Annotated in this window: 13 protein-coding genes and 1 CRISPR repeat array (1 of these 14 running past the window's edge); of the genes, 5 read left to right on the forward strand and 8 right to left on the reverse strand. The window is 42.6% G+C overall.

Annotated features, from left to right (window positions below; all coding sequences use genetic code 11):
- A CRISPR array of direct repeats spans nt 1–107; the repeat unit is 37 nt; unit sequence CTTTCAACCCACCACCTAACGGGAGGGCTGTGGAAAC (it extends 436 nt beyond the left edge of the window).
- A 672-nt stretch (nt 108–779) separates the two neighbouring features.
- The 6 genes from cas12k to metH all read right to left on the reverse strand — a co-directional run bounded on the left by cas12k (nt 780) and on the right by metH (nt 9,769).
- A complete protein-coding gene (gene cas12k / locus HWQ43_RS16095) occupies nt 780–1,952 on the reverse strand; it encodes a type V CRISPR-associated protein Cas12k (RefSeq protein ID WP_292735953.1) in 1,173 nt (390 codons plus the stop codon).
- Between the two features lie 12 nt (nt 1,953–1,964).
- A complete protein-coding gene (locus HWQ43_RS16100; protein WP_292735572.1) occupies nt 1,965–2,567 on the reverse strand; it encodes a hypothetical protein in 603 nt (200 codons plus the stop codon).
- A gap of 102 nt (nt 2,568–2,669) precedes the next feature.
- On the reverse strand, nt 2,670–2,906 hold the full coding sequence (gene rpmB / locus HWQ43_RS16105; RefSeq protein WP_094350731.1) for a 50S ribosomal protein L28: 237 nt from the start codon (nt 2,904–2,906) through the stop codon (nt 2,670–2,672).
- A 136-nt stretch (nt 2,907–3,042) separates the two neighbouring features.
- On the reverse strand, nt 3,043–5,028 hold the full coding sequence (gene htpG / locus HWQ43_RS16110; protein WP_292735578.1) for a molecular chaperone HtpG: 1,986 nt from the start codon (nt 5,026–5,028) through the stop codon (nt 3,043–3,045).
- A gap of 222 nt (nt 5,029–5,250) precedes the next feature.
- Nucleotides 5,251–5,892, reverse strand: coding sequence for a methyltransferase domain-containing protein (locus HWQ43_RS16115; RefSeq protein WP_292735581.1), 642 nt, complete (start codon nt 5,890–5,892; stop codon nt 5,251–5,253).
- A 349-nt stretch (nt 5,893–6,241) separates the two neighbouring features.
- Nucleotides 6,242–9,769, reverse strand: coding sequence for a methionine synthase (gene metH, locus HWQ43_RS16120; RefSeq protein WP_292735584.1), 3,528 nt, complete (start codon nt 9,767–9,769; stop codon nt 6,242–6,244).
- Nucleotides 9,770–10,413: 644 nt separating this feature from the next.
- Between metH and HWQ43_RS16125 the strand changes: the two genes are divergently transcribed.
- The 4 genes from HWQ43_RS16125 to HWQ43_RS16140 all read left to right on the forward strand — a co-directional run bounded on the left by HWQ43_RS16125 (nt 10,414) and on the right by HWQ43_RS16140 (nt 14,511).
- On the forward strand, nt 10,414–11,043 hold the full coding sequence (locus tag HWQ43_RS16125) for a DUF4126 domain-containing protein (protein WP_292735587.1): 630 nt from the start codon (nt 10,414–10,416) through the stop codon (nt 11,041–11,043).
- A gap of 551 nt (nt 11,044–11,594) precedes the next feature.
- A complete protein-coding gene (locus tag HWQ43_RS16130) occupies nt 11,595–11,903 on the forward strand; it encodes a leucine-rich repeat domain-containing protein (protein WP_292735590.1) in 309 nt (102 codons plus the stop codon).
- Nucleotides 11,904–12,197: 294 nt separating this feature from the next.
- A complete protein-coding gene (locus HWQ43_RS16135) occupies nt 12,198–13,076 on the forward strand; it encodes a peptidoglycan recognition family protein (protein WP_292735593.1) in 879 nt (292 codons plus the stop codon).
- A 178-nt stretch (nt 13,077–13,254) separates the two neighbouring features.
- Entirely contained in the window at nt 13,255–14,511 is a 1,257-nt protein-coding gene (locus tag HWQ43_RS16140) for an FAD-dependent hydroxylase (protein ID WP_292735596.1), read from the forward strand.
- A gap of 34 nt (nt 14,512–14,545) precedes the next feature.
- On the opposite strand, the gene HWQ43_RS16145 is transcribed toward HWQ43_RS16140, so the two are convergent.
- A complete protein-coding gene (locus HWQ43_RS16145) occupies nt 14,546–16,075 on the reverse strand; it encodes a site-2 protease family protein (RefSeq protein ID WP_292735956.1) in 1,530 nt (509 codons plus the stop codon).
- A gap of 194 nt (nt 16,076–16,269) precedes the next feature.
- Between HWQ43_RS16145 and HWQ43_RS16150 the strand changes: the two genes are divergently transcribed.
- Complete coding sequence (locus tag HWQ43_RS16150; RefSeq protein WP_292735599.1) at nt 16,270–17,001, forward strand: MBL fold metallo-hydrolase; 732 nt, start codon at nt 16,270–16,272, stop codon at nt 16,999–17,001.
- A 140-nt stretch (nt 17,002–17,141) separates the two neighbouring features.
- Here the strand turns inward: HWQ43_RS16150 and dnaG are convergent, their stop codons facing one another.
- A complete protein-coding gene (gene dnaG, locus HWQ43_RS16155) occupies nt 17,142–19,097 on the reverse strand; it encodes a DNA primase (protein WP_292735602.1) in 1,956 nt (651 codons plus the stop codon).
- Between the last annotated feature and the right edge of the window lie 33 nt (nt 19,098–19,130).

Raw genomic sequence — 19,130 nt, forward strand, 5'->3', positions numbered from 1 at the left:
AACCCACCACCTAACGGGAGGGCTGTGGAAACTTTGAATTTTCCACCAAATTCCACCTACCATCTCTCGACTTTCAACCCACCACCTAACGGGAGGGCTGTGGAAACCCGACCCGTGAAAACTTTTGCCAACAATGGCTTTTGAAGGCAAATTTGACAAGCCTTCTTTAATTTCTATTTTCTACAGCCAATGAATAAAATTTTATTCATGACTAAAACAGTAATACCCAGTGCTGACAAGAGTTTTTGACATTTGGCAGCGCTTCAGGGATTTTGCCCCCGCTTTGGCTTGCCAAAAGTAAAAATTAGGGGGTGGTAGTTTGGTAGCCACCGTGACGGTATACCCGTACCCTTACTTTGTTGTAAAGTAAGAGGTAATGATCCTCCTCGTAAAACCAAAATCTAAGATTTCAGTAGTACAGGCCGCTCTGGCACCTAACACCAAGCTAAAAGAGTTTGATGTCAAGAGCAAGGTTCTGGGTTGTTTGGAACCCTAACACCTTATACTTCCTATGCGTCTCGGTGCGAGTACTTTCTCATCTAACAGCAGTATTAGCTTACCCAAGCAATTACTGCTTACAAACACTTAGATGATCGCACAGGTAGAGTTGGCAGCTACCAGGGCCAGAAAGAATACGCTTTTTAAGCGTTAAACTAACCCATTCCACAGTATCTACATAAAGGGGTTAATACTGTAGCATCATACAGTTAAGGCTCAAAAGAGCATGTATGATGGCACCGATTTAATTTCTATAAGATTACATTCTTCGGGTAGAAATTTTATCTACCAAAAGTATTAATCCGGCATTGGTAAGCGTAAAATGCTAAATCTCTCGCTTGTTCTTCCAGAGTGCCATAATGGGGTTGGATACCAAATTCAATACTAATTTTCAATTCAGCAGCTTTCGACTTTATAGATTCTTGGAGTCTGTTATAACTCCAATTGTGTATCTGACGGTTATATTCTTTTACGTATAATTTTTGAGCATTTACATCACCTGGAATTTTAGTCTCAGCTTTGGCTTGAATTGCACTGGTGCGAATTTCCCTTATATTTTTTAATCTAGGTAATACGATACAACCTGCCTGATAGTCATGAGCGGTTTCTACTATTCTCTTGGCTAGTAATTTATCAACGTATTCCCCTAGTTCAGATTCACCCATATTGCACAGCGAATCTTTTTTCTGAGATTTTTCTCTCTCTTTACTTAAATGCACTTGTTGTCGTCGTCTGCGGCTTAAGAGGTGAAAAGCATCACCTAGTAACTGTTTTACTGTTTTACAGGTGAGTACTTTTTTAGTATTTATATTAACTATAGTAACCGTTGCTAACTCAACCGGATGAAAACTCACGCCGACAATTATGTTAGATTGGTCTCGATAAGCTATTTTACTAGGACGATTGAATGAATTATTAAGTCGAGATAATGAAGATTTATCTTTATTCAGTTGTATCTGTTGATTTTTCTCTAACTTTTTATTTTCTTCTGCTTTACTTACTCGTTTTTGCGCCTTGTCAGTCTTTTTATTTTCTTCTGCTTTACTTACTCGTTTTTGCGCCTTGTCAGTCTTTTCTTTTCTCACTTCTTCAGTACCCTCTGCTGTCCATAAACGAGCGTCATAGGTACAATGCAGAGCTAATTTATGAACTTTCCACGCTTCACCCTTGCCTTCACCTTGTTGCCATAGCAACTGAGCAGAACGTAGTGTAATTAAACTTCCTGAAAGTTTTTCTTCACCTTTCTCGCTTCCTTTAAAAGCTTTGTCGTCTTCTAGAAAGCGTTTAAAAAAATGACGTTGGCGTTTATTACAACAAATTTTAAAGTGATATTCACTCCAACCATTGAAGTAAACAACAATATTGTCTTCATCATTTTTATACCAAGCTAAATCTCCGTATAAACAATCTATAGGGTATGGTAAATGTGATATTTTCCTCGATAAATTAGCTATCCAATCTTCCCACTATTTATTATCTTTAGGTACTTGATTCATTAAGTTGTTAAATGCTTCACTATATCTTTCTCCTGTTATATCTCTACCACTAGGTAATCGATTATCTTGAATTTGATTATCTAGACGTTTTATCTCGACTTTTTTATCATTACGACGCTTTTTTAGTTTTTGAACATCTTCCTCTACTTCACTAATTTTATTATGATTTTTTATCAGGTAAGCTACTGTACACCGGGTTAGAATATCCTGTGTTTGTTTATGTATTTTATATAAAACATTAGTTAATGTTTCTAATTTATTTTCATCTACATTGTTTGGATAACTAGAATCTTCCCTGTGTTCTACATCGGTACTTTTAGTATAAATATTTTTGTTAACTCTTTTTCGGGCTGATTTGGTTGGCTTTACATCCCCATTATTAATGGTAACTTGTTTTAGAAATTCTTCTGGTTGAGTAAGTAATTCTTGCGCTTTAGAACGTATTGTCTGTAAATCACATTTACTTTCACTTTCTTCCCATACTTGGCGAAGTATATCTTCTAAGCTTGCCGCACTATTACACAGTTTAAGATTTTTGGCACTAACCAAGCGTATTGGTATAAAGCCTGCCATTCAAGATTTAATAAACATTAGGGGCGCACAGCTAGCCGTGCGCCCCTACGAATCACCTATATTCCAACCTACGAAAGTTTCGGGTTATGAAATCCAGATTACTTAGTAATGATTTAGGTTAATCCCAGCTTCTTTTGCCATTGCTTCTAACCCATTAATTTGTAGGGTTTTAATTGCTTTGGTAGACAACTTTAATCTCACCCACCGATTTCCGGCTTCCCACCAAACACGCTTGTTTTGCAGATTAGCGTGCTGAAGGCGTTTAGTACGGCGGTGGGAGTGCGAAACAGCAAAAGCGTTATTTGCCTTCTTACCAGTTAGTTCACAGCGACGGGACATAGCAAGTATCTCCAGATTGTTATTTTAATACAGCCTTTCCATTTTAGGTCTTAGGCAGCAGAAGTGGGGAGATGAAGGAGCAGGGTAGAAATAACTCCTAACTCCTAACTCCTAACTCCTAACTTCCCACTCAGCACTATTTACTCGCTTGTTCCGTCAGCTTGGTGAGTACCTCATTTGATCGCTCGACGAAAGATTTCATTCCCTCAGCATCAAATCCTTTCTGAGACATCAGCGCTAAATCGTAAACGTGTTGGCAAATCAAGTTGACTAACTGATCTGTAGACGATTGTCCGTCACCTTGAATGATAGTACCTTGGTTTAGATTTGCCAGATTTTGAATCAGGGGGTGAGCAGTATTCACCAGCAAAATGTGGTCTTCGGGAAACTCTGCTGTTCCCTGCTGCATCATGGCGTTCATTTCCCGCAGGCGGCGGAGAATCTCTGGTAAAAGCACGATCGCAGGTGGTGTACCTTGAGGATCGTCTGATTTCAAGGCTTCGGTACGGATGTTGAGTTTGGGTTTGTTGAGGGATTTCTCAAATAACTCTTTGATCGTCTCACTCCGAGTTTTGTTCGTCTTGGGATCGACAATTTCCTTATCTTTATCTTGTTCTAGCAGGGTATTGTCTAAATCTGAGTCTACCCGTGTAAACTTGACATCCTGATATTCCCGCTCTAGGAAGTTGATAAAGTGAGTGTCGATGAAGGAGTCCATAAACAGGACTTCCAAACCTTGATTTTTGTGCAGTTCTATGTATGTAGATTGGGTTGCTTCATCGGTGCTGTAGAAAACCCGGTTTTCGTTGCGTTCTTTGTTGCGTTCTAGATACTCTTTCAGCGTAGTATAAGGAGCGCTGGGTGCTGAGTCAGAACTGGGTGAAGGAGTGACATCTTGCCAAGCATCGCTGTCCGAAGATTGGACTTCAACCACTGGAGTTTCAGCAGCAACTTTTTCCGTCAGCTTGGCGGTGGTGCGGAAGACGATGATATCTTCAATTTGTTTTTTGAATTTCTCGTCGTTGAGAACGCCGAATTTTACGAAAGTACCGAGGTCTTTCCAGGCGCTAATGTATTGTTCGCGGTTATCGCGGAAAAGTTCTTTGAGGCGATCGCCTACTTTTTTGGCAATGTAATCACCAATTCTCCGCACGGTGCGATCGCCTTGTAAGGCACTCCGGGATACGTTCAGGGGAATATCGGTACTATCAATCACACCCCGCATCGGCATCAGAAATTGCGGGATAATTTCTTCGCAGTTATCGCTAACAAAAACTTGATTGCAAAATAGCTTGATCTGCCCTTTCGTAACATCTACATCCGGTCGCATTTTCGGGAAATACAGAATCCCGTTGATGATAAAGGGATAGTCTGTATTTAGATGTACCCATAACAAAGGTTCTTCCTGAAAAGGATACAGGTAGCGGTAAAACTCTAAATAATCTTCTTGAGTCAGATTACTCGGAGACTCTCGCCACGGTGCTTTTTGCTTATTTATTACTTCGCCATCTAGTTTAATTGGGACTGGCAAGAAGTCGCAGTATGTCTTGACAAGATTCTTAATTCGTGCTGATTCGAGAAATTCCTCTTCTTCCCCTTGCAGGCTGAGAATAATAGTAGTACCGCGAGTTGTCCGAGAAGATTCTTTGAGAGTGAAAGCTGGGGAACCATCGCAAGACCAGTGAACCGCTTGCGCCCCTTCTTGGTAGGATAGGGTATCAATTTCTACCTTTTGCGCCACCATAAAGGAAGAGTAGAAACCAAGACCGAAGTGGCCGATTATCGGTTGATCTGATTTGCCTTCATACTTATGAATAAATTCTTCAGCACTAGAGAAGGCAACCTGATTGATATATTTCTTAACTTCATCTGCGGTCATCCCAATACCGTTATCGGAGATGGATAGAGTTTTCTTATCTTTGTCAATGGCAATTTCAATTTCTGGTTCGCCGATATCTCCAGCATAATCGCCGGCGCGGGATACCATTTTTAGCTTTTGGATGGCGTCTACAGCGTTGGATACCAGTTCCCGCAAGAAGATTTGGTGATCTGAATAGAGCGACTTCTTAATGATCGGGAAAATATTCTCAGTATGAATACTGATAGTGCCTTGTTCTAGCATAATTGGTAGTTTTCGATGTTAGTATCTGAAACGATGATAGTAGGTAATACAACCTAGCCATCTGTTTTCCAGGATAAACCCGGAGAACACAGAAGGGCATGATACCAATTAGGATTTTAAAAGCATAGCTTAGGCGATCGCACCTTTTTTAAGCATTGTTTGCCGCCATTTTCTGATTCGGATTCCCCTACTTCCAAGTCGCCACTCCCCACAGATTGCTGTTTAAGTATTACTAGAATTCTTCTCCAACACCAAAAAATAATGGTATGGATAAGTGGGATCGATAAATTCTTGCTTAACAGTTAACCCAGCTTTGGCAACAGAGTTTAAAATCCGCGTTTTCGGATAACCTTTTAAACCCATTTCCCAGCAGTGTTCGTCACAGACTGGCGTTGTACTCCAGAATTTTGGGACATTGAATAGTAAATGCCTTGGTCTGCCTGAGAAAGAGGTTTTCACCTGAAACGAGAGGTATTGAGTGCAATAGGGAATCGAAATCACCAAAAATTTCTTGGTTGCAATAGCAAGTTTTCTCAATGCTTCTTCTGACTGTTCGTAGGGGAAGTGTTCCAGAACTTGAAACAGGACAATCGCATCAAATTTATCTTTTGGTAAGGAAAAATCTGTAGTCAAATCCAAAATTATTTCTGGTTTGAGGCTGGGGTCAACATCAGCAGTGGAGACGTAGTATCCATTATTCTTCAAGATGTCTGTTAACAGAGAATTAAAAATCCCAATTTCCAGAACGTTTTTTACCTGATTACCCAGCGAAAAAATTAGACGCAACTGGTGATGGTAACTGATGAGGCGATTTTTTGATAAATATTCTGAATTTCTAATATCTAACGAGCTGATGAGTTGCATAAATAAGCCTACCTAAGCTGAGAGATTAATAAATTTGGTGGGTATACAACTACAGGATTCCCGGAAAAATGATCAAAGTAACAGTACCTTGTTTCGTTTGTATACCATACACTCTGTCTCCTAGAAGGCTAAGGTATACAAATGAAAGCCCAAACCCTGGATTTACCCCCCTTAATCCCCCCTTGCAAAGGGGGGAAATATCCGGTTCTCCCCCTTTGCAAGGGGGAGTTAGAGGGGGTGAGAAGGACTTGTATACACACCGTAGCCTAGAAGGAGAGAGGCTTTGAAGGGGGATTTTCCAGGGCAAAATATCACTAACACCAAGCGTATTGGTTTAACGAGTAGGATTCTACGCGCTAAAGTATTTGGCTAACGGGTGATAGGTAATAATCGCAGTGGTAGACTGTTCTGGATAAAGTTGTTCACTTTCATCCATATACAAGTTAATCCTGTCAGTCTGCAATAACTCCAGTTGCTTGTACTGATCCTGAATATTTGGACAAGCTGGATACCCAAAACTATACCGCGAGCCACGATAGCGTTGTGCTAATATATCCCGGATATTGTTGGGTTCCTCAGCAGAAAAACCTAACTCTCGGCGAATTCTGGCGTGTGTCCATTCAGCTACAGCTTCCGCTACCTGCACCGCCATACCGTGGAAATACAGGTAATCGGTGTATTGATTAGCAGAGAATAACTTTTGGGCGAACTCTGTGGCAATCTCGCCTACAGTCACCGCTTGCATTGGGAAGACATCAATAATTCCCGACTCCTTCGGTGCAAAGAAATCTGCTATGCACAGCCGCCTTAAAGACTTCTGTCTGGGAAACTCGAAAGTTGCAATCTGTTGTGATTGGTTCTCTGAGTCATATATATGTAGAGAATTCCCCTCAGACTGACAAGGGAAATACCCGTAAATCACTTGGGGATGCAACAGATTCTCTTCAATAATTCGCTGTTTCCAAGTTTCTAAAACTGGGTAAACTTTCTCCGCTAAGAAAGCCTGATATTCTTCCTTAGATTGTTCCTTTGGTTTGCGGAATTGCCATTGTCCAGCAATCAAAGCTTGTAAATCTAAATGCCAGAATATTTCCTCGATGGGAATATCGCTAGGCTGCAACAATTTCGTTCCCCAAAAAGGCGGCGTTGGACGTTCAATATCTACAGCCACAGCATCGGAACGTCTGGTATCTACTACTTTTGGTTCAGCAGATGTTTCTTCAGGAGTTGTAGCTTTTGGTTCTTTGTTACCATTCGTCGAAACTTCAGCCGTTTCGACTTCATTCAAAAATCCTTGCAAATCTTGCCAGTTATCAGCAGCTTTTGCTGGCATTAATTTATCCATGAAGTGCAAGTCAGAAAAGGCATCTTTGCCATAAACGACTTTACCTTTGTAGGTATTTTGGCAATCTTCATAGACAAATTTGGGAGTCAGCGCTGCACCACCTAAAATCACGGGGACACTAATTCCCTTTTCGTTGAATACCTCCAAATTCTCTTTCATGAAGGCGGTGGATTTCACCAGCAAACCACTCATGGCAATACAATCAGCTTTGTGCTGTTCGTAAGCGTTGATGATGTTTTCCACTGGCTGCTTAATTCCCAGGTTAATTACCTTGTAGCCGTTGTTGGACAAGATGATATCTACCAAGTTTTTACCAATGTCGTGGACATCGCCTTTAACTGTGGCAATGATAAAGGTTCCCTTGGCGTTGTTACCTGATTCTGATTTTTCCATGAACGGTTCTAAAAACGCCACCGCCGCCTTCATGGTTTCCGCAGATTGCAGAACGAAGGGTAGCTGCATTTGTCCAGAACCGAATAATTCCCCGACAACTTTCATGCCATCTAGCAAGAAGGTGTTGATAATTTCTAAGGGGGGATGTTCTTCTAAGGCTTTTTTCAGATGTTCTTCTAAGCCAATGCGTTCGCCATCAATGATATGGCGTTTGAGACGTTCTGGGATGGGGAGACTTTCATCTAAGGAGCGATCGCGTTTAGTTGTCACCCCAGCAAAGGCTGTGGTAAGCTCTCCCAAGGGATCGTATACGCAAACATTACCCTCAAATTTCCGCTCATCATAAATCAACTGGCGACAAATTTCTTGATGCCGTGCGTCAATCTTCGAGAGCGGTAAAATTTTGTTAGCGCTGACAATGGCTGCATCCATTCCCGCCGTCGTCGCTTCGTGCAAAAACACCGAGTTCAACACCATCCGCGAGGCTGGATTCAAACCAAAGGAAATATTGGAAACACCCAAAATCACATGACATCCAGGCAATCCTTCACGAATCCGCCGGATAGATTCAATGGTGGCTTTACCGTTTTCTCGGTCTTCTTCAATCCCGGTGGAAATTGGTAACGCTAGGGTATCAAAGAATATTTCTGTGGGTGGTATGCCATATTCTACAGCTTGACGGTATGCGCGTTGGGCGATCGCAAACTTTTTGTCTGCTGTCCGCGCCATCCCATCTTCATCGATAGTACCAATGACTACACCAGCCCCGTATTTCTTCGCTAACTCCAGCACCTTCAAAAAGCGCGATTCTCCATCTTCGTAGTTGGTGGAATTCAGTAAACACTTACCACCGGCAACCTTTAAACCCGCCTCCATCTTTTCCCATTCGGTGGAGTCAAGCATTAAAGGCAATGTCACATTATTAACAATGCGCGAAACTAATTCGTGCATATCGCGCACACCGTCGCGCCCCACATAATCGACATTGACATCAAGGATGTGTGCGCCTTCTTTTACTTGCGCCCTCGCCATTGAAACGAGTCCATCCCAATCTTCCGCGTTTAGCAAATCGCGGCACTTCTTGGAACCACTGGCGTTCAGACGTTCACCAACAATCAAGAAAGAATTATCTTGGTCGTAAGGCTGAGTGGTGTAAATTGATGCTGCTGCTGGTTCTAAGCTAGGTTGTCTAACTTTTGGCTTCAGGTCTTTAGCAAGTTCTGCCAATTGTTGAATGTGTTCTGGACGCGTCCCACAGCAACCCCCGATCACTTGGACACCCAAATCTTCAACAAAATGCATCAATGACATCCGTAATTCCAACGGTGTCAGGCGGTAGTGTGCTTGACCGCCGACGTTCTCCGGTAAACCCGCATTGGGAATACAGGAAACGATGAAAGGTGAATGTTCTGCCAAATACTTGATATGTGGTTTCATCAAGTCTGGGCCAGTGGCACAATTTAAACCGAGAATATCAATTGGGTAAGGTGCCAGAATTGTCAGCACAGCACTGATTTCGGAACCAACCAACATTGTGCCCATGCTTTCCATTGTCACAGAAACCATCAACGGTCTGCGATCGCCCTTCTTAGCAAATACCTCTTCAATAGCATTCAGCGCCGCCTTAATTTGCAGCACATCTTGGCAAGTTTCCACCAGAAATAAATCGACACCACCATCCCACAGGGCCTCTGCTTGTTCAGCAAAAGTCGCTTTCATGGTGTCAAAGTCAATATGTCCCAAGGTAGGAAGTTTAGTTGTGGGGCCGATGGAACCTGCCACAAACCGGGGTTTTTCTGGCGTGGAAAATTCCGCAGCGACACGCTTCGCCAATTCTGCGGCTGTCTTGCTGAGGTAATAGGCTTGGTCTGCCAAATCATATTCTGCCAGCACCAGGGACGTACTACCAAAGGTATCGGTTTCAATTACGTCTGCACCAGCAGCGAGAAAGTCACGGTGAACCTTAGCGACAGCTTCGGGTTTCGTGTGGACTAAGTATTCGTTACAACCTTCATACTGTGGGCCGCCGAAGTCTTCAGCAGTCAGGTTTTGGGTTTGTAAGTTGGTTCCCATTGCCCCGTCGAATACGAGGACTGGGCTATCTGGACTACGCAGGCGTTCAAGGAAAGAATGAGTCATATTTTCCTAGAATAAATGAGGATATCAAGTGAGTCATGCGATACTCGACTTACTTTATTATTTTCCAAGATTGTGATATTTTCGGCATCTTTTCATAAAGTCTGTTTTGCTGAAACTCACTATTCGCTCATTTTGACCTGATTTCTCAAGGTTGGCGACGATAGAATTATGCAAAAGCTGTCAAGGAATAATTGACGAGTCCATTCTTTGTAGAGACGGCGATTTATCGCGTCTGTCTTACGTGTCAGTTTTTTAGACGCGATAAATCGCGTCTCTACATGAGGGGTTTCTGGCTTATCCCAAGCGTATTGGGATAAAACTGGTGACTTGTGTGTACACCGTAGCCAAAGCATCGGGGGGTGGGGTGTAATGACTGTGGTTAGATATGATATCACTCTAGAAGTCGCTGGCTCACAAACAAAGCCCTGAAAATGTTGGCTTGAGGAACTAAACGCAACCTACATTGGAGTTATTTTTTAGGCAAAACCTACACAGTATTGACACAGGTGGGATTTCACTGATTCTACACATAGTCAGATGAAATATTTCCGCCAAGTTTCTTATCTTGGGATTACAGCTTAGAGTTGTTACTCCGTTCAGCTCAAAGATGGAAAAAACACCAGGAGTATAACTTGAGTCTTACTATGGATTTAAATTCTTTGTTCAATCTAAATACATTTATTGAATTATTACTGGGGATTAGTTTGAGTGCGGCGGCTGGCTTTCGAGTATTTGTACCACTGCTAGCATTGAGTGTGGCTTCAGTTTTTGGACATTTAGATTTGCCGACTAACTTTGATTGGGTGGAAACACCTCAAGCTGTAATTGTATTTGCAGTCGCTTGTTTGCTGGAAATTATCGGTTATTACATTCCTTGGTTGGATCATCTGCTGGATATTGTAGCCACACCTGCGGCATTTATCGCCGGGACAATTGTCACAGCATCTGTTGCTCCAGATATGAATCCACTAGTGCAATGGACGTTAGCTTTAGTTGCTGGTGGTGGAACCGCAGGATTAACTCAGGGATTAACGAATATATTGCGGATAAGTTCTACAGGCGTTTCTGGTGGATTAACCAATCCTGTTGTGTCAACCATTGAGTTGCTCATTGCAATCGGACTGTCTTTGCTGGCGCTAGCTTTACCAGTGGTAGCAGGCGTGATTGTGATTGGTTTTCTAATAATAGCTATTCAAAGAATTTGGAATTTCTTCTTGAATAAACCATCTTCTCAAATTAACGAAACCATCTCTCCATCAAGAGAATTGGGATAAGTACTTATGGATTGGTTTCATAACTGCGTAGGCGTAGCCCGTCGTAGATATCGCAATTATATCAATCCTAAATGAGTTGTGAAAATGCACGATGTCCAGATCCCCGACTTCTTCGAGAAGTCGGGGATCTAATTTTTCACGAATGATTTAGGATCGCAATTATAAAGCGATCGTAGTTGTAGGATGTGTTACGCTTTCGCGCTAGCACACCTTTTGAACTTCGTGAATGAGTCTTTGAACTCCGTTAACGAGTCTTTTATACTCGTGAATGAGTCTTTGAACTCCGTTAACGAGTCTTTTAGCTCCGTGAATGAGTCTTTGAACTCCGTTAACGAGTCTTTGAACTCCGTTAACGAGTCTTTGAACTCCGTTAATGAGTAAATGTTATTGCCAAGTGATCGCTACGACAAGTATTGTATCCTAAGCACCCTTCTAATTTAAACATTACAGCCCTTTCTACGCAGGTAGAACACATGAATCTAGACCCATTCCCCATAACCTGCAATACACTAATCTGGTAAATATCGCTACAAATTTGGTGAGGTTTGCAGGTGACAAACGAAGAACTGTTGCAAATTATTGAACGAACTGCCAGGGAAAAGGCAACGGTGCTATCCCTCTATAACAAAAAACTCAGCAGCCTGCCGCCAGAAATCAGCCAACTCTCAAACTTGACAAAGCTAGTCCTCTCTGGCAATCAACTCAGCAGTCTGCCGCCAGAAATCGGCCAACTCTCAAATTTGACTAAGCTATTCCTCAATAACAATCCACAATTAAGCTCGCCGCCGCCTGAAATTGTTGAACAGGGAACGGAGGCAATTTTGACCTATCTTCGAGCCAGGTTAGAAGCTAAAGGATAATATCTTTCTAAACTGCTAGTAGTTGGTAAAGAGGATGTGGGTAAAACATCATAAAGAGCGCTACACGATGAAGACTTTCACACCCACGAATCCACTACCCACGGCATTGAAATTAAATAGCTTTTAACAGCACCATTACAGGGATTATGAAGGTATATTTGACTAGAATTAAGGTATTATAGCGATGATTATTTGGATACCATAAGCGGTAGGGGTTTACAGAAGTGCGCCTCTACGACTGACATGCCAGTTTAGCTATAAATTAATATCTACCGTTTTACGGGTATTAGAAAAATGAAGTTTACGGACTGGGTGACTAGGGTGCTACTAATCTGGCTGATGTTCGCCACTTTAATTGTAGTGCTGCTAATTGGACGAGCAACAAAATTACACAACAATCCAACTATATCCCGTGCAGCCAATCCACCGGTTACAGCTTTCAGTAAATATCCCCAGGCGCAATTTCAATCAGCGAAAGAGCCAGAGAAGAAATTTCAAAATGTTATCAAGTCCCCAGTCAAGACTAACCAGCCTCTAGCTAGGTACATAACCACTCAAGCTTTTGCACGCTACAGACCTAATTATCAAGTTGTCTCAGTCGATCCAAGTAACTATGGTGAACGTTACACCCAAGATGTTAATGGCATTCCTCTCAGCAACCAACCAATTATCGTCATCCATGAAACTGGTTATTCAGCTTCTAGCGCCATCAATTTCTTTCAAGTAGCCCATAACGATGAAAGTGTGCAAGCAAGTTACCACGCTTTAATCAAGTTAGACGGAACGGTAGTTTATCTAGTACCCCCAGAAAAACGGGCTTTTGGTGCAGCTAACTCTGTGTTTGATGGTTCGCTGGGAGTGGAAACTGTGCAGACTAATCCGACTTTACCCGCGTCTGTGAATAATTTTGCTTATCACGTCTCTTTGGAAACACCGCCAGATAGTTATGACAGTGGCAGTCAACAAACCCATAGCGGCTATACGGAAGCTCAATATAATTCTCTTGCTTGGTTAATTGCTCAAAGTCAAGTCCCAGACGATCGCATCACTACGCACCATTTAGTAGACCGTTCTGGTAAAAAAGTTGACCCGATTAATTTTGATGGGAATAAATTTCTCAGCTTACTTAATACTTATCGTCAGGTTAGACCAATTTATCGAGTCAGCAAATAATTTAGGATTGATGCAAAATTAGCAAGAAACGAACCGCCAAGGACGCCTTCGCGCAGCGTCTCGAAGAGAAGGACACAAAGGAAGAGAAGGAAGAAATGCTTAGTTTAGCTTTTAAGGTTGCTCAAGAAGGCGCGATCGCGTCAAAATAAGAGTTAAGACGCTGTAATCTAACTTAACAATGACCATAACGCAGCTTGAGCAAATTTCCCCTCAACTAACACCGCCAAATGAGCGGGGATATGAATATGATTTGGTAATTGTCGGCGGTGGGATTATTGGATTAACTCTAGCTTCTGCTTTAAAGGATTCTGGTTTGAGTGTCTTACTAATTGAGGCAAAAGTGGCATCAGCTGCGGTAGCGAAGGGACAAGCTTATGCAGTTCACAAGCTTTCGTCACTAATTTATGAAGGAATTGGCGTTTGGGACAAAATGTTGCCGCAAATCGCCAAGTATTGCCGAGTCCGTCTTTCTGATGCTGATTATCCGAATGTGGTGGAATTTACCGCAGATGATATAAATACAGCAGAGTTGGGTTATGTGGCGGAACACCAAGCCCTGTTGCAGCCGTTGCAAGATTTCGTCCAAGATTGTCCAAATGTGACTTATCTGTGTCCGGCGGAAGTGGTAAATACGCAATACCAGCAAAATATAGTCGCCATAGATATTAAAGTTGCCGATCAACTAAGAACAGTTCGCAGCAAATTAGTTGTAGCAGCAGATGGATCGCGATCGCCAATTCGGCAAGCTGCTGGAATCAAAACTTCGGGCTGGAAATATTGGCAATCTTGCATTGTGGCATTTGTTAAACCAGAAAAACCCCACAATAACACCGCTTACGAAAGATTTTGGTCTAGCGGCCCCTTTGCGATTTTACCTTTACCGGGGAACCGTTGCCGCATTGTCTGGACAGCTCCCCACGAAGAAGCAAAAGCTTTGTGTGCTTTAAATGACGAGCAATTTTTGGCAGAACTAACCCGCCGCTATGGCGATCAGATGGGGAAATTGGAATTACTAGGCGATCGCTTTGTTTTTCAGGTACAACTCATGCAAAGCGATCGCTACGTTCTCCCGCGACTGGCATTAATTGGTGATGCGGCGCACAATTGCCATCCCGTCGGCGGACAAGGTTTAAATTTGGGTATTCGGGATGCAGCAGCTTTGGCGCAAGTAATTCAAGCAGCGCACAAAGCGGGTAAAGATATTGGTGACATTCAGATTCTCAAAGGTTATGAACGCTGGCGCAAGCTAGAGAATCTGACAATTTTAGGTTTCACCGATTTGTTAGATCGGATGTTCTCTAATAACTTCTTCCCTGTAGTGGTGGTTCGTCGCCTGGGTTTATGGTTCTTGCAGCGAGTACCTGTATTAAAAGTATTTATGCTGAAATTGATGATTGGCTTAAAAGGGCGGACTCCAGAATTAGCAAAACGATAAGGCTTGAGAACGCGATTGCTGATATCTTTACTTTTTAAATTTGCAAAAAGTTAGCGATCGCCTGCGGTAATGGCAGAATAATTACAATCAGCAAAGCCATTGCCAGTAACCCCCAAACATCACGTTTGTTATCCAATTCAGTGACATCATTCAGTGCAGGTTCATCAATCAACGGCATAAATAATAAGATAATCGCCCACACCAAAAATTCTTCTCTAACTAAAGAAAGTAACAGCAACAACACGCGAGCAATTTGACCAATTACGATCGCAGTTCGTTGTCCAAACATCGCATGGACAATGTGACCTCCATCTAATTGTCCCACAGGCATTAAATTTAAGGCTGTGACAATTAGTCCTAAAAAACCTGCTACTGCAACTGGATGTAAATCAAGAGCTGATTTTGCTGTTAACTGACTTCCTAAAGCTAACTTCGAGAGTATCGCTAGTAAAATTGAATACTTGGGATTGAGAGCATCAGGATTTAAAAGTCGGGTTTTTTCACTCAGCGAAACCACGTCAGAATGAGCCAAACCCCATATTAGTAATGGCAAGGTAATAATAAAACCTGCAATTGGCCCAGCGATACTAATATCAAATAAAGCTTTGCGGTTAGGAATGGGACTACGCATCTGAATAAATGCGCCAAATGTTCCCAAGAAGAAAGGCACGGGAATAAAGTAAGGCAACGTCGAGCGAATCTTGTAGAATTTAGCTGTCAAATAATGCCCAAGTTCGTGAGTGCCCAAAATAGCCATCAGTCCTAAAGCATAAGGCAATCCCTTAAATAGGACATCTGGGTTAGATAGAAGCTTGAACAAAGATCCAATTTCCCAGATAGGCGGCAGAGTAACACCAGCATTTTCCACTCCCACCAAGGTAGTAGTGATCAAAGTAGCTACTAGCAGCATCAGCGCTAATCCTGGACGAGTTAATCGTTCCTGGTTGCGTCGTGGTGTATCTGTCTGTTTAGCAGCAGCTTGAGTATTGGGAACCAGGACAAAGAAAGGTTTGCCATTGAAGCCTTCTTGAAAAATCAGCAAGAAGCGATCGCCAAATTGTGCTTCAATATTAGTTTTAATCTGCTGGTAAGCGTTGCTGGCTTTAGTTCGCAACTGCCCCCGGCAAATCACAGATTGTGGTCGATACTCAATATTTTGAACGTAGTATACAGACCAAGGAAAACAATTTCGCAGTTGGGTTTCTTCGGCTGGTTCAATGGGACGCACTATTGGTTCTGGGGTAGGCTGGATAGTCGGTTGTGATTCTGAGGCTGGGGTTTGGGCTTCGTCGGTCTGTGTTGTATCTCTTGGTACTTGACGCCCCCATTGAAACAACACCCAGTACAAGACTGTGCAGACAAATACCGACCACAGGATCAGCCCTGGTGGTGGAGGTTGTTTCGCCCCGTAGATTAGCGTCCATCCACTCAACAGGAATGCTGGTGTCATTAAAACCAGCCACAACAACCATACTGGTGTGCGGGTGATGTGAGCAACGCTGCGCTGCACCATTAGATAAGTAGCAAGCCCCAGCAGGAGGATAAACAGAAACCAAAATGCCATGTTCTCTTCACTTCTTTTGACAAAACGCCCCACCAGTAGCTTCAGCACCATAGCATTAACTACAAGGCAGACCTCAAATCCCAATTTTTTTTCACAACGGTTAACAGTGCTGGTTAACGCTCAAGTTGCAATCCTTGAGAATTTCCACACTGTAATCAAATTGTCCACAACTCCTCAGTTTCGGTTCTTTGATTATGTGCCCTTTACCTCAACAGCCAAGTCATACAACTAAGCCACCACGGGCTGTCTTCCCTGACGAAGTTCTGAGCGGAGGTTCTGTGCAATCGGACTTCGCACAAGAGAGCATTTTTGCCTTTCCACCCAATCGGGACACATTAGGGGGAACCTCTTATTTTATTGTAAGAAATGAAGGCAATATCCTCATAGATTGCCCTGCACTAGAAAAAACAAATCAAGATTTTTTGCGATCGCATGGAGGCGTGCGTTGGCTATTTATCACCCATCGCGGCGCTATTGGCAAGACTGCTGAATTTCAGCAAGCCTTTGGCTGTGAGGTGCTGATTCAAGAGCAAGAAGCTTATTTATTACCAGGCTTAACAGTAACTACCTTTAAACAAGAATTTACTCTTGATGCTGCAACACAAGTAATTTGGACACCAGGACATTCTCCCGGCTCATCTTGTCTATACTACAGCGAACTTGGAGGTATATTATTTTCTGGTCGCCATTTACTCCCTAACCAGCATGGTCAAGCTGTACCATTACGGATAGCTAAAACCTTTCACTGGCCAAGGCAAATTCAGAGCATTCGATTATTGTTAGAACGTTTTACACTAGAAACTCTCCAGTATATTTGTCCTGGAGCTAATACAGGCTTTCTTAGAGGTAAGCGGATCATAGATCGAGCTTATCAACACCTTGCCTCTCTGGATTTACCAACTTTGCTAGGGATACAACCACTTTAGAAATCGTATGGCTGTTGAAAACCGCAAGGATGAAATTTTGCCCAGACAGCAGTTTTCATGTATTTGAACCATACCTGTCGTAGGGGCGCAAGGCCTTGCGCCCCTACGAATCAAGATTTAGGTTGAGCGTGAGTGCAAGGCTACAATAACTCGGTGATGGAAAATAACCGTTGTCGGTCTATTTGTTGAAGCTTGATTTTTTCAGCGTAGAAAGCCTGATAATAATATTGATACCGCTCTGGTTCCGCTTCTGGATCGGTTTGTTGCCATAGTTCCAAAAAGTGACGATAGCGTTTTTCAAGCATCACTAAATCCATACAAGCGATCGCAGCTTGAACTACTTGCGGAGTCCGCAGTATTTCTTTTTGGTTTTTTTCATCCACATGAAATAAATGGGAAATTAACCCGATCTCGCTGTCAAATTCTAAGAACCGATCTTGGAGACGGGAAATTAAATTTGGTAGAGATGCAAAGTTTTGTGTCTCTCCATCACCGGATGAAATTTCTAAAATCTGTTGCCATAAAAATCGATGGTGGGAAAGGCTAAATTGCAAATCTCGCTCTTCTAGTTCGTCAACAATCATTTGACGCTGTTCGGGACAATGCAAGTAAATTCGTAGTAATAATGCCTCTGCGTGTTCTAAAAGGCTGCGTTCTGTCGGGAGTGGGGAGTTGGAAATGGAGAGTGAGGATTTGCCACCTCCCCATGCTTTCTTCGCTGATACGGGCTTAGAATATGTAACCGCAGCCGGAGCAATTTGAGTTAGCAGATTTTCGACTCTTAGAGGTATAAGCCTGGTATCTCCTAAACTGAGTATTTCTGCACAGTAAGAAACGTAATAGTTGCGTGTATCGCTGTTAGCTATATTTTTAAGTAATTTGACTATTTGCTGAGTTACTTGTTGAAAATCAGTAGCCTGTTTCAAATCTCGGTCTTGAATAATTTGCTGAATCTGCCAGTCTAGCCAAAGTGGCGCATTTTTTAGCAGTTCTCCATAATCTTCTGGAGTGTGACTATGCAAATATTCATCAGCATCTTTGCCATCGGGTAAATTGAGAATTTTTAGCTGAACTTCGCCCTTGTATGCTAATTCGGCAATTTCACCAATCGCCCGTTCGGTTGCATTGGTTCCAGCTTTATCAGCATCAAAGTTGAGTACTAATTGTTTCGATTCGGTGTAGCGTAATATTAACCGGACTTGTTCTAAGCTTAAAGCTGTACCAAGTGAGGCGATGGCATTATTAATACCAGCAGCGTGAAGAGCGATCGCATCAAAATATCCCTCTACCACCACGGCTCGATCGAGTTTAGAAATTCCATCTTTGGCTCGATCGAGGGCGAATAAAGTTTTACCTTTACTAAAAAGTTCGGTTTCTGGTGAATTCAGATATTTAGGTTGTTCATCAGTCAGAGTTCTACCACCAAAGGCGATGACGCGCCCTTGAACATCGCGGATGGGAATCATCAAGCGATCGCGAAATACATCATAATACCCGCCCCCTTCCCGGCGTGGCTTAATCAATCCCGCTTTTTCCAGTATTTGCACTGGGTAATGTTTATCATCCACTAAATAACGATAGAGAGTTTCCCAACCTGCGGGGGCATAACCTAAACCAAATTGCTGTATAGTTTCTTCTTTGAATTGGCGGTTAGATTGCAAATATTGAAGTGCCTTTTGTCCTTGGGATTGTCTCAAGGCGTGTTGATAAAACTGTGCTGAAGAAGCCAGAACTTCATATAACTGCTCGCGCAAAGATAGCTGACGCTGTAATTCTTGGCGTTGTTCGGGTTCGAGAGTTTGCACAGGTACTTGGTAACGCCGTGCTAAATCCAGTACCACATCAGCAAAAGAACGCTTTCCCAACTCCATGACAAACTTAATGGCATTTCCTCCGGCTTGACAGCCAAAGCAATAGTACATTTGCTTGGTTTGACTAACAGTGAAACTGGGAGATTTCTCATCATGGAAGGGGCACAAACCGACAAAATCCTTTCCTCGTTTGCGTAAAACTACGTATTCCGAGACGACATCTACAATATCAGCCCGTAGTTTAACTTCCTCAATTGTGTCTGGGTGCAAGCGGGGGATTTGCATGGCTTTGTTAATTAGTCATTGGTCATTGGTCAT

It is taken from the genome of Nostoc sp. JL31 (genome assembly GCF_017114965.1).
Classification (GTDB): domain Bacteria; phylum Cyanobacteriota; class Cyanobacteriia; order Cyanobacteriales; family Nostocaceae; genus Nostoc; species Nostoc punctiforme_A.